This window comes from Bacillus sp. FSL K6-0042 (assembly GCF_038006685.1).
GTDB classification, from domain to species: domain Bacteria; phylum Bacillota; class Bacilli; order Bacillales; family Bacillaceae_G; genus Bacillus_A; species Bacillus_A pseudomycoides.
Window position 1 is genome coordinate 118,112 of sequence record NZ_JBBOVS010000002.1, and the last position, 19,422, is coordinate 137,533.

The 19,422-nt window shown below is 33.4% G+C and carries 13 protein-coding genes and 4 pseudogenes; 8 read left to right on the top strand and 9 right to left on the bottom strand.

Annotated elements, in window-relative coordinates; translation table 11 throughout:
- The first annotated feature begins 146 nt into the window (after window positions 1-146).
- Together ltrA and MHH45_RS26170 are read left to right on the top strand one after the other, a co-directional pair.
- Window positions 147-1,796, top strand: a complete 1,650-nt coding sequence (gene ltrA / locus MHH45_RS26165; protein ID WP_088094673.1) for a group II intron reverse transcriptase/maturase — start codon at window positions 147-149, stop codon at window positions 1,794-1,796.
- Between the two features lie 676 nt (window positions 1,797-2,472).
- Entirely contained in the window at window positions 2,473-2,727 is a 255-nt protein-coding gene (locus MHH45_RS26170; RefSeq protein WP_088094759.1) for a SunI/YnzG family protein, read from the top strand.
- Window positions 2,728-2,854: 127 nt separating this feature from the next.
- Here MHH45_RS26170 and MHH45_RS26175 read toward each other — a convergent pair whose 3' ends face one another.
- A complete protein-coding gene (locus tag MHH45_RS26175; RefSeq protein WP_088094758.1) occupies window positions 2,855-3,055 on the bottom strand; it encodes a hypothetical protein in 201 nt (66 codons plus the stop codon).
- Between the two features lie 172 nt (window positions 3,056-3,227).
- Between MHH45_RS26175 and MHH45_RS26180 the strand changes: the two genes are divergently transcribed.
- The gene (locus MHH45_RS26180) at window positions 3,228-4,664 is read left to right on the top strand and encodes an IS4 family transposase (protein WP_088093672.1); all 1,437 of its coding nucleotides are present in this window, start codon (window positions 3,228-3,230) and stop codon (window positions 4,662-4,664) included.
- Window positions 4,665-4,880: 216 nt separating this feature from the next.
- Here the strand turns inward: MHH45_RS26180 and hfq are convergent, their stop codons facing one another.
- The gene (hfq, locus tag MHH45_RS26185) at window positions 4,881-5,069 is read right to left on the bottom strand and encodes an RNA chaperone Hfq (protein WP_002187663.1); all 189 of its coding nucleotides are present in this window, start codon (window positions 5,067-5,069) and stop codon (window positions 4,881-4,883) included.
- Window positions 5,070-5,354: 285 nt separating this feature from the next.
- Between hfq and MHH45_RS26190 the strand changes: the two are divergent.
- Window positions 5,355-6,785, top strand: a pseudogene (locus MHH45_RS26190) (IS4 family transposase).
- Window positions 6,786-7,037: 252 nt separating this feature from the next.
- Here MHH45_RS26190 and MHH45_RS26195 read toward each other — a convergent pair.
- Window positions 7,038-7,175, bottom strand: a complete 138-nt coding sequence (locus MHH45_RS26195; protein WP_170927988.1) for a hypothetical protein — start codon at window positions 7,173-7,175, stop codon at window positions 7,038-7,040.
- A gap of 336 nt (window positions 7,176-7,511) precedes the next feature.
- On the opposite strand from MHH45_RS26195, the gene MHH45_RS26200 reads away from it, so the two are divergent.
- Entirely contained in the window at window positions 7,512-8,798 is a 1,287-nt protein-coding gene (locus MHH45_RS26200; RefSeq protein ID WP_249922751.1) for a hypothetical protein, read from the top strand.
- A gap of 308 nt (window positions 8,799-9,106) precedes the next feature.
- A complete protein-coding gene (locus MHH45_RS26205) occupies window positions 9,107-9,418 on the top strand; it encodes a heavy metal-binding domain-containing protein (protein ID WP_088094734.1) in 312 nt (103 codons plus the stop codon).
- Window positions 9,419-10,000: 582 nt separating this feature from the next.
- Here MHH45_RS26205 and MHH45_RS26210 read toward each other — a convergent pair.
- Complete coding sequence (locus tag MHH45_RS26210; protein ID WP_340863604.1) at window positions 10,001-10,768, bottom strand: hypothetical protein; 768 nt, start codon at window positions 10,766-10,768, stop codon at window positions 10,001-10,003.
- Between the two features lie 829 nt (window positions 10,769-11,597).
- Between MHH45_RS26210 and MHH45_RS26215 the strand changes: the two genes are divergently transcribed.
- Window positions 11,598-13,862 (top strand): N-acetylmuramoyl-L-alanine amidase family protein, encoded by a 2,265-nt coding sequence (locus tag MHH45_RS26215; protein ID WP_088094739.1) that lies wholly within the window; start codon window positions 11,598-11,600, stop codon window positions 13,860-13,862.
- A 359-nt stretch (window positions 13,863-14,221) separates the two neighbouring features.
- Here MHH45_RS26215 and MHH45_RS26220 read toward each other — a convergent pair whose 3' ends face one another.
- From MHH45_RS26220 to MHH45_RS26235, 4 genes and pseudogenes are all read right to left on the bottom strand, one after another.
- Entirely contained in the window at window positions 14,222-15,652 is a 1,431-nt protein-coding gene (locus MHH45_RS26220; protein ID WP_051124587.1) for an IS4 family transposase, read from the bottom strand.
- A 148-nt stretch (window positions 15,653-15,800) separates the two neighbouring features.
- Window positions 15,801-16,685 carry a hypothetical protein gene (locus tag MHH45_RS26225; protein ID WP_088094667.1) on the bottom strand — a complete coding sequence of 295 codons (885 nt, stop codon included), beginning with the start codon at window positions 16,683-16,685 and terminating at the stop codon, window positions 15,801-15,803.
- Window positions 16,686-16,837: 152 nt separating this feature from the next.
- Window positions 16,838-17,107, bottom strand: a pseudogene (locus MHH45_RS26230) (hypothetical protein); the annotation flags it as partial.
- Between the two features lie 476 nt (window positions 17,108-17,583).
- A pseudogene (locus tag MHH45_RS26235) lies at window positions 17,584-17,709 on the bottom strand (integrase); the annotation flags it as partial.
- A gap of 69 nt (window positions 17,710-17,778) precedes the next feature.
- Between MHH45_RS26235 and MHH45_RS26240 the strand changes: the two are divergent.
- Window positions 17,779-18,045 (top strand): annotated as a pseudogene (locus tag MHH45_RS26240) (DDE-type integrase/transposase/recombinase); the annotation flags it as partial.
- Between the two features lie 207 nt (window positions 18,046-18,252).
- Here MHH45_RS26240 and MHH45_RS26245 read toward each other — a convergent pair.
- Window positions 18,253-19,224 (bottom strand): NAD(P)H-dependent flavin oxidoreductase, encoded by a 972-nt coding sequence (locus MHH45_RS26245; RefSeq protein ID WP_170927981.1) that lies wholly within the window; start codon window positions 19,222-19,224, stop codon window positions 18,253-18,255.
- Between the last annotated feature and the right edge of the window lie 198 nt (window positions 19,225-19,422).

Below are 19,422 nucleotides of genomic sequence, written 5' to 3' on the forward strand. Positions count from 1 at the left end.
CAGGAAAGCAAAAAATGTATAACTGAACGGATACTGTCGTCCTTTTGGACACATTATGACAGACTTGAAAGAGGGCCCACTTCCCATAGGTCTTCAACACATAAATACATTTGTGGTTAACTTCTGATGAAAAGGAGCGTGCAGTTATGAACACCTCAGAAAGAGCGTCGGCGCACGCTTCATATACAAATTGGAATTCAGTAGATTGGCATACAGTCCAAAAGTATGTGATGAAGCTACGACAAAGAATTTATCGTGCCGAACAACAAAAGAAACTTAGAAGAGTCAGGAAACTTCAACGATTACTCCTACGGAGTGAAGCTAACTTACTGTTGTCCATTAGAAAAGTAACACAACAGAATAATGGAAAGCGTACCTCTGGAGTAGACGGTTATACAGCACTTCATTCTGGCAAAAGAAACGAATTATACCGACAGCTAAAGAGGCTCAGTATATTTCAACATCTTCCCAAGCCAGCGAAACGAACCTATATCGCTAAGAAAAACGGAAAACTGAGACCTCTCGGTATTCCAACTATCAAAGACAGAGTCTATCAAAATATGGTGAAAACGGCGCTAGAACCGCAATGGGAAGCACGATTTGAACCCGCCTCATACGGGTTCCGACCGAAGCGGAGTACACACGATGCCATTAGTAATATCTTTAATAAGATTAACACAAACAGTAAGAAAAAGTGGATATTTGAAGGTGATTTTAAAGGATGCTTTGACCATCTAAGTCATCATTGGATACGAAAACAAACTTATAGTTTTCCAGGAAAAACACTGATTCAGCGATGGTTGGAGGCTGGATATATAGATCAACATTCTTTCTCTGAAACAAAGGAAGGAACTCCGCAAGGAGGAATTATATCCCCGCTTCTAGCTAACATTGCATTACACGGAATGGAGGAGGAACTTGGCGTTATATATCGAAAGACATATAAATTCAATGAAAGCTACACAATTCATCCTAAATGCAAAATAGCGATTGTTCGATACGCGGATGATTTCGTTGTCTTAACAGAAACGAAACAACAGGCTCAATCCATATATGAAAAGATACAACCGTACTTGAATAAAAGAGGACTTGAGCTGAGTATTGAAAAAACAAAGGTGACTCACATTGAAGAGGGATTTGATTTCCTAGGTTTTTCCGTACGTCAGTACAAAACGTGGCAAGGGAATAAATTACTGATTAAACCCAGCAAAGATAGCGTTAAGAAGGCAAAGGAAAAGATAAGGGATACGTTCCGCATCATGAGAGGACAGCCTATTAGGGAACTCATTAAAGTGTTAAACCCAATTATTAGAGGGTATGGACAATATTGGAGACATGTCGTATCTCAAAAGACATATGATAAAATCGGTCATTATATTTTCGAGAAAATATGTAAACATCTTATCCGATTGCACCCTAAGAAATCATGGAAATGGATAAAGAAGACTTACTTCAAAAAGCCTCATCACGGAGGCAAGAAATCTTGGACTCCGACCTGTCCTCTAACAAATATCCAGCTCTTACAAATGCCTTGGTTTAAAATCAAACGGCATGTGATGGTCTTATATAAGAACAGTCCCGATGACCCTACTCTTAAAGAATACTGGGAAAAGCGAGACCGTAAGGTCTTTGATGGAACTAATACCTTAGATAGAATTAAACTGGCGAAAAAACAAGGGTATCGTTGTGCGTTATGCAGACAACCACTACAAAATGGAGAAAAGGTTATTATACGTGATTTACCAGTACACTCAAATAAGGTTACAAAGCTAGTACATGTACCTTGCGTCAAGTAAGAAGTTGTTTGGATAAAAAGAAGGCTTGAGCCGTATGACGGGAAAGCTGTCACGTACGGTTCTTAGGAGAGTTAGAGGCAGTGATGCCCCTCGCTTATCCGACTAAATACGAAACCCCTTCAGTTTTCTTGCTGAAGGGGTTTTTTCTAGATACATGGAATACCGATAAGTGGGGTTATGTTAACTGAATAATCATACTTACAAATAATCCTAATTATAGTAAAATTTATAAGGGTGATAATTATGAGAAAAAGCGAAAAAGATGATTTATCTTGGAGAATATTTAAATTATGGATATCAATTCCAAGAAGTATCCGTTTAGCATTTTTGTGGTCAATTCTTATAGGATTTTCTTATTTAGGTTGGGTAAAAATTATACGTAAACTATTTGAATAAATATATTGTGACATGTTCAATAATTCCTTTATTCATAGTGTTTTGAATGTATGCTTTTGTTGTTAATTTTGAGGATATCAGGAGATTTGTTGTGAAGTCAATGATTAAGAGAAAATGAATGTAAACTAATGGGTAAAAGTTTACATTCGAAAATAGATAAAAATAATTTGTTATTCATATCATTGGCAAACATAAATATCCAATAAAGATACTTAATTACAAATATAATTATTTGATTTATAATTATATTTAGAAAATCGAATGGAAAGGTCTTGGTAATATGTTGGGTATTGATGTTATAAAAACAACAGAGGAATTAATTATTAAATGGCAATTAGCAAAAGTTAATATTCCATTAAACGAAATTATTGAAGTTACTGAAGATGATACTTATGCTGGTGTTGAAAAAAATGATGCAATTCGAATTGGGACACCTTATGCTACAACTGATCGCATCTTAATTAAAACTAGCAAGCAAGATTATGTACTATTTACTACTAATAAAGTTTCAATTTTAAATAAAATAAATGCTTAATAATTCAATTGGTTTAACATGATTTTTTAGAAAAACAAAGAGAACTTGTAGGAATTTCTACAAGTTCTCTTTGAGATAATGTAACTACAAGAGCAAAACAAACCATCTTAACAGAAATTAAATAAATTTATACTTGTTTTGCTTTACTACGTTTCTTATTAAAAAACTTTGAAACAATTAATAATAATACTCCTATTGCAAATAAAATTAGGTTATTTGACGAAATTACTTCATCTTTCCAATATGCTAAAAATATTAATACACCGTGTCTAACTGAAAAAAATAATCCCAATCCAAGTATTGAAAGTAAATATGGAGATTTATTCATTTCCTTTTTTATCCTTTTTATCACTATATTAACACATTAAGTATTAACTTGTTAAACCCCTATAAGGCCTCACCATACATGCCCATCAACTTAAGAGATTTTAATACCCCTAATTACAAAAAAAACGTTATTCTTTCTAAACAAGCTAGATTAGAAAGGATGACGTTTTTTTATGAATCTTTTGATTAAAGATGAACTACAATCATTTGTGGAAGAATTACAGCGATATGTTACACCTGTATTTTTAGAAGAACTGGCAAGAGAAATTGGCTTTATAAAGCGAAAACGCAAGTTTTCTGGTTCAGACTTAGCTACCATTTGTATTTGGATCAGTCAAAGAGTGGCAAGCGATCCTTTAGTCCGATTATGCAGTAGACTTCATGCAACCGCAGGCACTTTACTCAGCCCTGAGGGCTTAAACAAACGGCTAAATCGAAAAGCAGTTTTGTTTTTACAGCATATTTTCTCTTTACTGTTACAACAAAAAATATGTGAACAAACACAAATCTCTAACCAACTTTTCTCGTATTTTGAGCGAATTCGTATCCTAGATGCCACTGTATTTCAAGTACCAAATGTTTTAGAGAATGTATATCCAGGCTCTGGAGGCTGCGCCCAAAAAGCTGGAATCAAAATTCAATTAGAATATGATTTACATAGTGGGCAATTTCTTAATTTCCAAGTGGGACCCGGAAAAAATAATGATAAAACATTTGGTACGGAGTGTTTAGATACCTTACGACCAGGAGATTTATGTATTCGTGATTTGGGTTATTTTTCATTGGAGGACTTAGATCAAATGGATCAACGAGGTACATACTATATTTCTCGTTTAAAACTAAATACGAATGTATATGTGAAAAATCCAAACCCCGAATACTTTAAAAACGGTGCAATAAAGAAACAATCGGAATACATACAAATCGATGTGAAACAGATTTTGAAACAACTACAGCCTGGAGAAACATTTGAATTAAAACATGTGTATATTGGCGATAAACAACAACTGTTTGCACGCGTTATTTTTAATCGATTAACAGATAGGCAACTTCAAAAACGACGAGCGAAGATCGCGGAAAAAGAAAAATCTAAAAATAGAACGTACTCAGAGAAAAGTAAAATGATAGCGGGATTAAACGTGTACGTGACGAATATACCTTGGGAATGGGTTCCGATGGAACAGGTACATGAGTTATATACTTTACGTTGGCAAATAGAGATTGTCTTTAAAACATGGAAATCACTCTTCAAAATAGACCATTATCGTAATGTAAAACAAGAGCGATTAGAGTGCCAACTATATGGAAAGCTAATCGCTATTTTCCTATGTTCCTCTACAATGTTTAAAATGCGTCAACTTCTTTTACAAAAGAAGAAAAAAGAGTTAAGTGAATATAAAGCGATTGGTATGATTCAGGATCATCTATCTCTTTTGTATCAAGCCATACAGAGAAACACCCACGAAATAACAAAGGTCCTAATCCGCCTGTTCCACCTCCTACAGAAGAATGGGCGCAAATCTCACAGATATGAGAAGAAGACTGTCTTTGATATCATGGGTGTTGTCTATGAGTATAATGAATTGAAAAAACAAAAGAAAGTTGCATAATTTAAAAAATGAAGCCCGTTAGGGTTTATTTGTGATGCGTATTTTTAAGAGTATGCTTTTATTTTAGGAATGTTTTGATCCGATGAGCCGAAAGCTCAGGTTGTGCTCACTCTTAAGTTGATGGGCATGGCCTCACCATATCAAAACAAGAAAATTGTACGTTTAGACACATTTATTAGACGAGAGCACCTCTAAATTTAGAGGTGCTCATTTTTTTTACATAGCAATTGTGGATATAGCTTGTTTGTAAATCAGTTGTTGTTTTCCATTAACCAACATAAGTACAGTAAAACGATCTACCCCAACAATTTGCCCTGGTATTCTAACGCCACTTTTTAAAAATAGAGTAATATTCTTTTTTTCTATTTTTAATCGATCATATTGCTCTTCTTGAAAGTCCCTCATTTATTTTTCCATCCCCTTTATAAAAACAATCATTTCATATAGGGGTCCCGCCACATTGCCATCAAGCTAAGATTTTGAAGTACCCTAAAAATAAAAATTTTATCTCATCACAGTTGTCTATGAGAATCCAGTGCATTTTTTTCGTTTTGGAGAACGATGAGTTTCTTAAGTTGATGGCGATGGGGTCCCGCCCCATCGCTATCAAGCTAATAAAACAAAATCCCCCCTAAAATAAAAAAATACGCTATTCTTTCTGTAGAATCATAAGAAAGGATGGCGTTTTTTATGTCTATTTCTGTATCCGATGAATTACAGCTATTCGCTCAAGAGATTCAAAGCTTGTTATCTCCAAATACTTTACGGGACCTTGCTAAAGACGTTGGTTTTGTGCAACGAACCAGTAAGTACCAAGCAAAAGATTTAGTTGCTTTATGTGTATGGATGAGCCAAAATGTCGCTACGACTTCTTTAACTCAGTTATCTAGCTGTTTAGAAGCATCAACAGAAGTGCTCATCAGTCCTGAGGGATTGAATCAACGGTTTAATAAAACGGCCGTCCAATTTTTGCAACACATATTAGCTGAACTACTAAACCAAAAATTGGCCTCATCTATACCGATTTCTTCTCCATATACTTCTGTTTTTAAGCGTATTCGTATTTTAGATTCAACTGCATTTTAGCTCCCAGATTCCTTTTCATTCGTTTATCCAGGTGCAGGAGGCTGCAGCCATACAGCGGGGGTGAAAATTCAGCTTGAATATGATTTATTAAGTGGACGGTTCCTGCATATTCATACCGGTCCAGGTAAACAACATGATCGAACCTACGGTTCTCTGTGTGTCCCAACTGTGACAGCGAATGATTTATGTATCCGAGATTTAGGATATTTTCATCTGAAAGATCTTCAACATATACAGGATAAAAAGGCTTACTATATCTCTCGTATCAAGTCGAATACACGTATTTATCAAAAAAATCCCAATCCTGATTATTTTAAAGATGGAAGAATCAAGAAAGGTACAGAGTATATACAAATAGATATGGAGGATTTAATGAACTCTCTTCTGCCAGGACAAACATGTGAAATATCCAACGCTTATGTAGGAATGAAGGATAAGGTACAAACTCGTGTGATTGTTCATCGACTAACAAAAGAACAACAAGAAAAACGACTACAAGATCAAACCGTAAGAGAAAAAAAGAAAGGAATGAAGTATTCTCCTCGTAGTAAACGACTCAGTGGTATCAATGTATATATGACAAACACTTCTACAGATGTTGTACCAATGGAACAAGTACATGATTGGTATTCTTTACGTTGGCAAATCGAAATTTTATTTAAAACGTGGAAATCATTCTTTTGCATTCATCATTGTAAAAAGATAAAACAAGAACGATTAGAATGCCATTTGTATGGGCAACTGATTGCCATTCTACTCTGTTCTTCTATTATGTTTCAAATGCGGAAGTTACTTCTTATGAAGAAGAAACAAGAATTGAGTGAATATAAAGCTATTTATATGATTAAAGACTATTTTTTTCTTCTATTCCAAGCTATACAGAAAGACACCCAAGAGCTATCAAAGATTCTAATTCGCCTGTTCAACCTCCTACAGCAAAATGGGCGAAAATCTCATCGATATGAGAAGAAAACAGTCTTTGATATATTAGGTGTCGTTTACAATTGTACCACGTCTGATAATCAAGCGGCTTAATTCAAAAAAATGAAACCCGATAGGGTTTATTTCGTATGCAAATCTTTAAATTCTCTACACATAATCTTTATAAAAAAGAAACAACCTCTATAATAATTAACGTTGTATGAGCTTAGCTTGATAGCGATGTGGTGCTACCCCTATAGGGATAGTACCACATCCATCAACCTAACAGAACAGCTTGTCCCAAAAATGATAAAAATGAACTTCGTTGCTATAAAAGACATAAAACCATAAACAATTACTTCATATTTACTTTTGTTGTGGACGATAAAAGGTATCTACCAATTGATTATACTCGCTTCTTGAAATTTCTTTATTATACAGTTTAATTAATAACTCTTTATGCGCCTTCGAAAACGCCATTTTGTCAATGAATTTTGGATACATATGATTATTCTCTCTCCCTCTGATAAATTACTATGTTGCAGTTCATCTACTTCTCTTGAATATTATAATAGAATAAACAACCAATGTTTTATGAAATATTATAAATCCAATGAACATACGGGTTTCCTTTTTTGTTTGTTAGTTTCATCAGCAAATACGTCAGACCTTTGAAAGACTTTTGTAACATTTATGAAAGTAAATTGAAAGATTTATATAATAAGATGAATATATAGAAAGTGATTTTATTTTAATCCGAAGTAAAAAGTATAAGCAATGTACGGTATAATTTCATTTTTTGTATTCTTGTAGAGATGATAAAAGAAAGGGAGAGATCACATGAGTCAAATGAAAAAAGTAATTCCCGCAGCATTAGCATTTGCTGTTTTAGCAAGTCCAGTTTTTTCTTTAAAAGCAGAAGCAAGTACAGTATCTTCAGGTTCTAGCGCAATTACTTCTGTTGAAAAAGAAAATCCATCATTAAATATTAAAGATGGACAGGTATCTGAAGAAAATTCCAATGTAAACCAAGAATTTGATGCAAATTATATCAATAATAATATTATTAGAGCGAATTTTCCATCTGTTACACCACCTCATATCAAGCAAGCGAAACCTCTTGAATATGTATATTTAGATTATTTTTATACAAATAACAATAAAATTATTGGGGATTGGAGAAACAAAGAGCTAAAACATATGGATCCAAAACCTAGATTTTATTATGACTTAATTTGGGGTATGGGATATAGTGAATCCCAAGTTGAAGAATATTTTGGAAGTACTTACGGAGAGAGCTTTGTAAAAGGACTTGTTCTGGAAACATTAGAAAACTTTTTCAAAACTCGTTATGCTCAAGATCCTAATGATCCTGATGTACAAAAAATATTACAATCTAAATATTACGAAAAAAGCGATGCTGAAGATTCAATTTGGTCGCCAGAATTTTTTGTAGGACCAGGTGACTTGAAAAGAGCGATTCTAGAGGAATTTGGAAAGAAAAGTTTAGATGAGCTTGGAATCCAAGTCATTTGGGGTGACAATAATTGGGGCGCTGAAAAGGCTGTAACAATTGGTTATTCAGCGAAGACACCATTTAACCCACTAAAAGATGCTGAACTAACTGAAAAGAAATATCTTAAGAAAGTTCCTGGTGGATCAGCATCAATTCCAGCTAAAAACACAGGATATGAAGTAACATTTGACATCAAAACAGGGTTGACTAATGAACAATCACAATCATTTGCTCACACTGTAGGTTTCAATGCTGGTGTTGGCATTGAAGATATTTTTGAAATTGGAGCAAGTTATGAGTTCCAAAGTACATTTGGTACAAGTATCTCGTTAAGTGAAGAACAAACAGTATCCCGTAAATTTAGTCTTACTAACGATACTGATAAAACGATTACAGCAGCATTATATCAAGTTACTGCTGAGTATAGCCTAAAACCTGGATCGGTTGCTGCGGGAGCTGTAAATAAAACAATAAATTCACCTTTTGCACAGTTTTGGCAAGGTGGCGGTTATTGGGATACAGCTACAAAAGTTAAGGTATCTTCTACTTCAACAGGTGCAATTAAAACAGATGATTTAAAACTAGTTCGTTCAGATGTACTAGAAAAATAAAGAGATACGGAAAAGATACCTTATTTTCTGAATCCCCCTTATATAATGAGATAGAATATATATTCTATCTCATTATTCGTGTAATTAATAAAATTTTAGATTCTTATATTCTTAATGAACTGTTAATTCTTAAATAAATTCACCAATTAAAACTACCATATAAAACTTACTTTCATTTTTTTACTTATGAAATCTTACAAAAGTGTCATCTTTATGTAAGGTAATTAGATAGTTCATTTACGATTTCAAGGTGATAATAAAAGTATAAGAAATAATAAATTTTTAGATATTATAGGAGAGTGCTAGTAATGATTGTAACAACAACTTCTACGATTCAAGGAAAAGAAATTATTGAGTATATTGACATTGTAAACGGTGAAGCAATTATGGGTGCAAATATCGTACGCGATTTATTTGCTTCTGTTCGTGACGTTGTAGGTGGCCGTTCTGGCGCATATGAAAGTAAATTGAAAGAAGCACGTGATATTGCAATGGAAGAAATGAAAGTTCTTGCGAAGCAAAAAGGTGCAAATGCAATTGTTGGTATTGATGTAGACTACGAAGTCGTTCGTGATGGAATGTTAATGGTGGCTGTAAGCGGTACAGCTGTATGTGTGTAAATAGCTAGAATGTGGATTTTTCTATAGTTGTTATGTATTTCTATAAATATAGATGCATTATGTTTATGAACACATCACAACACATAAAAAAGGAAGAGAATTTTTATAATTCTCTTCCTTTTTTATTTATGAGAAATTTCATGTTCATTAGCTGTTTAGTTCATCGAAAAATGCTGTAGAATTTACCTATGCTATTATAACAGTATAAAACATGGTTTTAAGATGTAATATTGCATATCAAAATGTATTGATATGCATGTAAGCGTTTACTATAATGAGGGTATAAAGATTTACCACATCTTAATACATAAAAAGAGGAGGAAATAACATGACAATCGCAATGGCAGTTTTGAAATTTGTAGGTGGAGTACTTCCGTTAGTAGCAGAACTTTTAAAAGCAGTAATGTAAGCCCATTATTCCGCAATTATTTGTAAAAATTATCATACAAATGATCTGTATATCAAAGAAGAATTGATGTGCAGATCATTTGTGTGAGTCTAAATAATAAAAAGGCTTATTTTCCTCACAAGGATTAAGTCTTATTTTTATTTCTTGTGAAAAATATACAAATTTACTTCTTCTCAAAATACGGCGAGTTTATGTTTCTTTATCTCAGCAAGCTCATCAGAGGTATAACTAAAAATTTCAGATTCTTTTACTGGATTCGAAGTTATCGTTGCCAGTTTTCGCTTCTCTCCTGGTAGTGCATGAAAAAGTTTCTTTAGGTCAAAAGAAGGATTACCTGGTTTTATATTTGGAAATTCTTGTCTAATATATTTTAGAGCTAAAGGACCATTCATTTGACCACTATTTTCACTTTTTAAGTAATATGTTTGCCAATTCGTAAGTGCAATACCAGTATTCCCTTCATCTAATTGTTTTTGCGTAATATAATACACATCACGTTCATATACATTTGAAGCATCAGGATTTAAGTCCACTATTATACCAGCTTGCTTAATCAGAAGTTGTTGACCATGTTTTATCGTTTTATATTCAACTTTCCCATCTTTATGGAAAATTTTAATTCTCTTAGAAAAGTGTTGGTTTTTATAATAATCATAAACACTAATACCAAATTCTCCTTTGTTAAAAGTAGGAGCTTTGTAAGCACGGTTTTCATTGTTAGCTGTATAATCATATTTAGCACTTTGTTCTGATAAAAGAATAACAAAAGGCTCTTTTAGAAACGTATCATAGGTATCTCCAAATGTTGTAAGAATCGTTTCTCTTGTATCAACGTCTGCATGCGCTTTATGTTTTGTAATTGGGTTGAAACTGAATAAGATTCCCATCGCTATTCCTACAGGGGAAATTTTTTTTATACTTCTCTTTATCTTTTCTTTCATGGCTTCGTTCCTTACTTTCTAAATATACTGTTACCAACATGTTTAAATTAATATCGGTAAGTTTATCTTACTTTAAACCCCTTTCAAATTTCTTTCGTAAATGTTACAAAACCCTTTCATTGCTTCTCATACAAACACGTCAGGACTCTTTGCAAGTAATTTCTTAAACTTGGACATACAGATAGGAATAAAATGATTGACACATAAGTAAACACCGATCATACAGTCTAAAAATAAACTTTTGCGAAGGATTAACACCATGAATCACAAAAACATAAGTATGAGGATTATTATTCGTACAATTATTTTTTTAGTACTTAACTTATTTATATTTTCCTCAGGGATGCCGTTCTTACCTTGGTTTGTTGAAGATAGTTGCGGTTTACTTGGAATTTGCGTTACTACACCTCTATTATTATTTATTCGTGTAATTATGACATATCTAAAAAAAGAAAAGGCCTTTGTATAACAAGAACGAGGCAAACCATTCTTTTTCGTTATTATTGATTTATTAAAATAAAAAATTGATACTCAAAAAACAAGAAAGGTTGGCATTTTGCCAGCCTTTCTTGTTTACTACTTAATTCATTTTATAAATAAAAATTTTGTTTTGGGGATACTTCAAAATCTTCGTTTAATGGCATGGGACAAGCTAAAAAAAACCAGAAAATCGTATAAAATTCTAAATTTTATACGATTTTAACGAAAGAGTTTTGTAACACTTTCGCAAGAAAAATGAAAGGTATTTAAACTAAGATAAACTTCAGAACGTTAAATTCAGTTTAATAAATAGAAAAAAATAGGGTAGCACAAAGTGAGGAGCACAATTATGAATGGAAAAGCAAAAAAAAGTATGCGAAAAGTCCTCCCTGTAGGAATTGCAATGGGGATTTTATTCAGCGCCAGCCCCGTAACAGAATATAAAGTGAAAGCAGATGTTGATACGTTCGGAACGGTTGTTACAACACTTGGAGGTATATATGACGCATTTGGTAAAGAGGCTTTTACTAAATATTTAGAAGAGGTTAATGCAAAAAGTAGTTATGGTAATTTTTGGGAAAACATTACTTACATGGCTCCTACTTTTAAAAAAGGAGAGTTTGGAGTTACTGTATTTGATTATTATAAAAATCAAGATTTTAGCCAGAAGGTTAAAATTGCTTATCCCAATGGAAAAGTTGAATATAAAACAATCAAGCATGGACAACAACTTCGTATTAAGGACGCTGGTACAATAGTAGATTTAACTCCTGATGAACCAGAACTATCTAAACATGATATTTTGTATATTACACAAAAACAATTAGATGAAGGAAAAACCGGTGTTTCACTTACGAATTTCAAAACGTATTATCTAGAAAGTGACAATAGTGGTCGTAGAAATGAACTAGGATGGAAATTTATAAAACAACATTTCCCAAATGCTTATCATCCTAAAAGCGGTTTGGCTAATATCGGTGTTAATGAGGATGAACTTTTCGGAAAATTACCAGAAGACAAACGAATGCTAGGAACAAGTACTTCAAAGACAGTGGGCAAAGAGGCTCTTTCTAATTATGTTACGAATGATCCTGAAGCTCTTGCAGATTTTAATAATCGGTTACCTGATATATTGGCGGATCGTACTAGCATCTTAGAGACACCTATTTCACTAACGTTTAGTATACTAAATGACGGTAAACCTTATCAAATTATCCCCTATAAAAAAGGGACGAATAAAGTAATCGTAAAAACAGGTTCAAAATATCTTTCAGGGAAAGAAGGAAATGCACTTCAATATTCCGATTCGATTGGTGATGATGAAGTGTTTGAACTTGTCCAGACCGGCAATTCTAATGACAATAAATTCCAGTTCTATTTAAAAAACAAGAATGGAGTAAGTTTAGCTGGTAATCAGAATGTTCAACGATTTGGTACTGATTGGAGTTTCAAATCCGAAATTCGCTTCACTGCAAAAAGCAACAATGAAATTCATAACTGGTTAAGAAATTGGTATCCAGGTAAAGAAAATGAGAAACAGAAGCATGACGGAATACAGATAATAAGTGATGAAAAGGATCCTAGTAAATGGATTGCAAAAGATGCTTCTGGAAATGTGATAAAGAACAGTTGGGTGAAGAAGTATGATGATTATTATTATGCAGGTTCTGATGGAATTCTTTTGAAAGGTTGGCAGGAAATTGAGGGGAAGACATATTATTTTAATTTGAATTCTAACCATATGAGGATGCCAAATGTAGTGGGGGATATTGATGGGAAGTACTATCACTTCAATAATGATGGTGCTCTGCAACGATCAGCATGGGGGGAGGATGCCTATGGTCTAGCCTATTCTGATGCTTCTGGAGCGTTTATTGAAAATGGTTTGCGGGAAATCGATGGTAAAATTTATTATTTTAAAGATGTTCGAGTTACTAAAAATGAAATACGTCTAGAAGATCAAAATGTCATTCTTCACTTTTCTGACAAAGGCGCACTTGAGAAAGTTTCTAAGCTGAATGGAGAAGCGCTAAGCTCGGTGACTGAAGTTACTTTTGAAGAGAAAACGTTAATGTTTGAAGGAGATGGTTCCACTAGAAAAAGCGGGATCTCTAAAACCTTTTTACCTGGATTTGATGGGAAAGAGCAACCTGTATTGGTATATTACAGCTTAGAAGAAGGGCGTTACTATACCGGTTGGAAGGAAGTTGATGGTAAAAAATACCACTTCGATGATGGCAGACACTTTACTTTCGATGGTCATGAAACCATTGATGGAATAAAATATTATTTTAATCATGAAGGAGAAGCTAAGCAGACAGGTTTTGTAAAAACTAACGGTAAAACATACTATTATAATGATAAAGGCGAAATGCAAACAGGCTGGCAAAAAATCAATGATAAATGGCATAGCTTCGAGAGTTCTGGAGAAGCTACGGTAGGAAAATTCACAGCTTGGGCACGCTCCGCTTCACAGTTTGGATGGTTCGATTACTATGCTAAAGACAATGGCGAGATTTATGTAAACGAAACTGTTTCTCTTCCTACAAAACATGGAGATAAAAAACATATCTTTGATAGTTATGGACATTTTACGATAGACTGGAACAGTTAAGATCATTTAAAAACTATAAATAGGTGTTAAAAAATATAAAATAAAACAAGAAATTATAAGACTGCAAGGCATTTTTTTCAGAAGGCTTTGCAGTCTGTTTATATTATCGCGCACGGTAGTATAAAAATTGAAAAACAATCTACAACCTTCTTTCTTTTTAAATCGTTAAGGCTTTTTCTGCCACATACAAGGGTGAAAACTAAGGGAGAAAGTGAATGCAGGGGTACCGCCACACATCCATCAACTTAAGGTATATTTTTATACAAAATGGGGTCTTTTCACGTAATATTTTATTATCGTTTATAGATGTTATAAAAGTAGGCATATCAAATAAACCCTGACGGGTTTGAATTTTTTTACTATGCTACCTGATGAGTAGAAGTGGTATACTCATACACAACACCCAAAATGTCAAAGACTGTCTTTTTCTCGTATCGATGAGATTTTCGTCCGTTGCGCTGTAGGAGGTTAAACAGACGAAGGAGAACCTTTGATAGCTCTTGGGTGTTTTTGTGTAATGCTTGGTGAAAAAGTGAAAAATAATCTTTAATTATGTACATCGCTTTATATTCACTTAGCTCTTTCTGTTTCTTACGTAATAGGAGTTCTCTCATCTTAAACATTGTAGAAGAACATAATAGGATACTAATGAGTTGTCCATAAAGATGACATTCTAATCGCTCTTGTTTAATAGATTTACAACGATGAATTTGAAACCAGGATTTCCATATTTTAAATAACAGTTCAATTTGCCAACGTAGTGAATATAAATCATAGATTTTCTCTTTTGGTACCCATTCCGTAGGAATGTTTGTCATATATACCGTAATTCCTTGTAAAAGTTTCGTACGCTCTGTATATGTAATTCCTTTTTTCTTTTCACGAATAGCTCGATCACGTAGGCGTTTTTGTTTTTGCTCCTCCGTACATTTATAAACCACAATGCGAGTAGGTAGTTTGTCTTTGCTCCCTACATATACATCATGTAATTCATACACTTGGCCAGGTTGTAATTGGTTCATAATGTCTTCCAAATGAATTTGTATATATACCGGCCTCAGTTGAGCGGGTTTTGTTTTAAATATGACTGTTTCGAATTCCTTTCTATATATCTTAGTTGGTAACTTAAGACGTGATAAATAATATCCTTGCTTATCTTGAATAGACTTAAAGTCTTGTAAACGAAAATATCCTAAGTCACGAATATATAGTTCATTCTTTTGTGCCATACCTGTTCGAGTCGCACCATACGCTTGATCACTTCGTTTTCCTGGTTCAATTTTCACATCAGAAAATTCTCCACTCAACAAGTCATACTCCAGTTGAATTTTTACACCAGCTTTATGACTACATCCTCCGGCACCAGGATAAGTAGATGCAAATCGATCCGGCACTTGAAATGTTGTAGAATCAAGGATAAGAATACGCTCAAAGTAAGTAGAAAGAGCATGAGAAATCTTAGATAATCCCCCAATTTTAGCTTGTAGAAGTGTAGTAAATACAGTTCGAAAGAAGGCTACAGAAGCCGAGTTAAATCGCCGATTAAGTCCCTCAGGACTTAATAAAATTCCTGTTGAAGTTTCTAATTGACTACAAAGTTGAGTAAGAGAGGTAGTAGCGATTTGTTGATTTAACCATACACACAAAGATAAAAAATGGTGCCCATGGCACTTACGTTTTCGTTTCATTCCGCCTGCTTCTATAGCTAATTGATTAAGTGTAGCAGGAGACATATAGCGATATAACTCTTCGGCAAATAAAGACAACTCTTGTTTTTGATGCATATTCATAAAAAGCACGTCACCCTTTCTCATTAACATAAGAGAATAGTAACGTGCTTTTAACTTCAAGAATAGTCTAAATCCTTAAGTTGATGGATGTGGGGTAGAACCACATGTATTTTTAGTCAATTCCAATTAAGTAATTCAACCTAAAGTTCTATTTTATATTTTTTTCAGCTGCGTAATCACCATAAAAGTAAGTGTCCCTTAAATCCTCACTTTTAGGAGTAGCAATTATAGTATATTCACCATTTCCATCGACTTCAAACAAAGCTATATTATTATATTCCGGTTCTATAAAGTGGGGAAAGTGATCAGGATTTGAATCATTTACTTTCATTTCGATACTGTATATTCCTTTTGTTAATACTCCACTTTTTTGAAAGCCCTCAATTAGATCTTTGGCTTTTGGAATAGGATGTTTATTTTTATTCATGTCAAATTCAAATAGAAAATTCACCACACCTAGATACATGCCATTACGATTTTTACCTTGGAGGTCACTTGGTATTAATTTAGGTAAAAGTTCAGTAGTATCTATCTTTTGGGTCTTTTTAAAATTATCAAGTAGCTCTTGATAATTATTTACATTTACCCCAATGTTGTCGTAAGGAAATATACGAATAGAACCATTTTCTTCTGGGACAGCTTTATTAGGATATTTTACTAACCCATATTTTTTTATGATCTGTTTCATTACTTGAACTACTTCTGGATGTTGCTCAATATATGCACCCTTGAATTGTTCAAGATAGATATCGTCACTGTCATCATTTAAAATTTTTAAAGTACCTCTTTCAATCATTAGGAACGGATAAGTACGATATGGCTTTTTAATTTCTACATAAGTTTGATGGTCAATCCCTTCAAACCAATTATTATCTGTCTGAATAACAGAAAACTCACCTTGTATTCCATAGTTTGTTTTTAAATATTCTTGTATTGGTTGATTCAGTTCATCTTTAGGGAAATAACATCCACTAAGAATTAGGAATGATGTACTGACTAAGATGACTTGAATTAATCTTTTAATACTTTTCATTTTCCACCCTACATTTCTTGAATTTTAATAACATTATAACACTTTACATCCGACTAAATTGCCACGTTGGCTTAAGTACACTTCTTTACAGTCTTAGCGAAACAATTAATAAAGTCGTTTAAAACGACTTTATTGTAAATTAAACAACTTTATTATCTCTGTACAAGAAATTCAAGTAATTTCAATTTTTCAATTATCATTGACTTATATTTGATAGCTTCATACTGTGAATTATCAATTTTTGTCTTTTTTATATTTAACATATCAAATATTTCTCTTTCAATATCACTTCTTGCTTCTAAAACTTTAATTGTTCCGTCTAAACCGTGATAGCCTTTCATTTTCGCATACCCTTGATTTGTATAATACTCAATAAATCCAGCAGACCATTCTTTTGCTCTTTCATTAAATACCTTTCTGAATGGGGTATCTTTGCCCATCCCCTCGAAATGGGGGAATAGCAAGCGAACTATTAGCAAAATCCTTATAGATAAAGGATCTTAACTTCTTTTTAAAATGTACATGTCAAATCATATACATTTTAATTGACACATTTCAAATAATAATAAGTTGTATTTTTGAAATGAAAAATTCTAGATTTATAGCCATGTCATAAAGTATACTTTTTGACATGATGTATTTATTTCTAATAAATTAAGCTAATTCCCCCATTTCGGGTATTTGGGCAAAAACATCCATATTTCTTTTTCATATAAAGAAACTAATATCCTTAAATTCGACATACTTCTTTATAAAAGATACATGATGTAAGTGATATATTTAATACTGTAGTAAATGAATTGTGTCCAAGTACAATAATAATTACTACATTTCACATAGGGGTAGTACCAGTGTTCTTACAACTGGGGGCGAAGTAGCATTTCTTATAAGAGAGATGCTACTTTTCTTCTTCATATTCCTTCATTATTTTATAAAACGTGTTTTTCTTTAGCTCTAATATTTCCATAAACATAACAGCTGTTATTTCTCTACTCTTCCATTTTCAATGAGTTTCTTCTATTAAGATTAGTACAAATAATACATAATTATGAATCTGAAGGTTCTGTTGCAAAGTACTCTAAACCACATTTGCGCATTTAAAAAATTACAGGGGATAGACTTTTACAAAAATACCTTTCATTGTACAACAAAATATCTCAATAATCTCATTGAACAAGATCATCGACACGTGAAGCGCCGTTTCGCTCGTTCCTTAGGATTTCAAAGTCGTCGTCATGCCTCACGTACGATAAAAGGGATAGAAACGCTTCATGCCATATACAAACAAAGACGAAGTCTTCAATCAGACTCCGTCTCTTCGGCGTATAACGAATTACAGAATTTATTAATGGTTTCATAAAATTTGACCACAATCTTCCCATGTCTCTATGTGTAAAAAACTTTGCAACAGAATCATCTCGGACATACCCGTATTACGAATTTTAAAAGAAGATTGAGATATCTATTTTTTGAATTAACTTAAAGTATGAATATTCTGTATTCAATCTGTGATGCAAGCACCTATTTTAAGTTCATCTTCTTAAGAGGATCAGACGTGAATTCTAGCTTAAATACAAGCTTTATATTCTGTCATGATATTGTTGATGATTGTTTTGACTGGCAGAATCTCTTTGATTTCATGAACTCTTGCGCCAGCAAAAACAAGACCATTCTCACAATCACCATCCATTGATGTTATCAAAGAATCTAGCGTACAAAAACGATAAGAACAATTTTTTAGGCAATTAATGCACTTTTTTATTTTTATCTTTTTATCATCAGCTACCAGTTCAGTGAAGTTATTCTTAATAGCACGACCTTGGAGACCTACAGTTGTTTTGAGCAGTATAGTATCTTCCGGGCGAGCATGTACATATTTTTCTTTAAATGATAAAGGTGCGTCACACTCATTACTTGCAACGAATCTTGTCCCCATCTGTACTCCAGAGGCCCCCATACTTAAGGCACGAGCAAGATCTTTTCCGGTCATAATTCCTCCAGCAGCAATTACGGGAATTTTAACCGCTGCAACTACTTCAGGTAATATATCGAATAAAGGTCTTTCGGTTCCAAGGTGTCCCCCGGCTTCATAACCTTCTACAACAACTGCAGATGCACCCAGACGTTCAGATAATTTAGCAAGCTTCGCTGAAGAAACGATTGAAATAACTGGTATGCCGGCCTTTTTGCCCCAAGTATACATATCTCTTGAAATTCCAGCACCTGATATGATGAAATCAACTTTTTCTTCAATGGCCGTTTTCATTTTTTCAGCAAAATCATTCATCGCGAAAAGAACGTTTACTCCAATATAACCGGCATTATGTACCTTTTCCTTTGCCTTCCTTATATGTAGTCTCATTTCATCGATGGAAATTCCAGTTCCTGAGATAATCCCAATTCCTCCAGCATTTGCAACAGCAGATGCAAGTTTGCTTAATGAAATACCTACGCCCATACCTCCTTGCATAATTGGAACCTTTGGTATCATATGACCGATTTTTAACTGTGGAAAGTTCAAGTAAAGACCCCATTTCATCACTGTTTTTAGAGTGTACCTTTAAAGCATCCTTATTGTAGCACAGCGTTTTTAATAAACACTAGGAAATTAATACCTGATACTAGTAGTTTGTGATGTTTTTTGTTGTTTTTCACAAAATGTTCGAATAATATCCTATAAATCTTGAAACAATCCCAAATGTACACTTTTATGGGTTCTGGTGCAAAAACCATTTGA

Bases quoted from the DNA above. Each gene is read 5' to 3' on its own strand.
- ltrA (WP_088094673.1), top strand. From the start codon at position 147: ATGAACACCTCAGAAAGAGCGTCGGCGCACGCTTCATATACAAATTGG.
- MHH45_RS26170 (WP_088094759.1), top strand. From the start codon at position 2,473: ATGTTGGGTATTGATGTTATAAAAACAACAGAGGAATTAATTATTAAA.
- MHH45_RS26175 (WP_088094758.1), bottom strand. From the start codon at position 3,055: ATGAATAAATCTCCATATTTACTTTCAATACTTGGATTGGGATTATTT.
- MHH45_RS26180 (WP_088093672.1), top strand. From the start codon at position 3,228: ATGAATCTTTTGATTAAAGATGAACTACAATCATTTGTGGAAGAATTA.
- hfq (WP_002187663.1), bottom strand. From the start codon at position 5,069: ATGAGGGACTTTCAAGAAGAGCAATATGATCGATTAAAAATAGAAAAA.
- MHH45_RS26195 (WP_170927988.1), bottom strand. From the start codon at position 7,175: ATGTATCCAAAATTCATTGACAAAATGGCGTTTTCGAAGGCGCATAAA.
- MHH45_RS26200 (WP_249922751.1), top strand. From the start codon at position 7,512: ATGAGTCAAATGAAAAAAGTAATTCCCGCAGCATTAGCATTTGCTGTT.
- MHH45_RS26205 (WP_088094734.1), top strand. From the start codon at position 9,107: ATGATTGTAACAACAACTTCTACGATTCAAGGAAAAGAAATTATTGAG.
- MHH45_RS26210 (WP_340863604.1), bottom strand. From the start codon at position 10,768: ATGAAAGAAAAGATAAAGAGAAGTATAAAAAAAATTTCCCCTGTAGGA.
- MHH45_RS26215 (WP_088094739.1), top strand. From the start codon at position 11,598: ATGAATGGAAAAGCAAAAAAAAGTATGCGAAAAGTCCTCCCTGTAGGA.
- MHH45_RS26220 (WP_051124587.1), bottom strand. From the start codon at position 15,652: ATGAATATGCATCAAAAACAAGAGTTGTCTTTATTTGCCGAAGAGTTA.
- MHH45_RS26225 (WP_088094667.1), bottom strand. From the start codon at position 16,685: ATGAAAAGTATTAAAAGATTAATTCAAGTCATCTTAGTCAGTACATCA.
- MHH45_RS26245 (WP_170927981.1), bottom strand. From the start codon at position 19,224: ATGAAATGGGGTCTTTACTTGAACTTTCCACAGTTAAAAATCGGTCAT.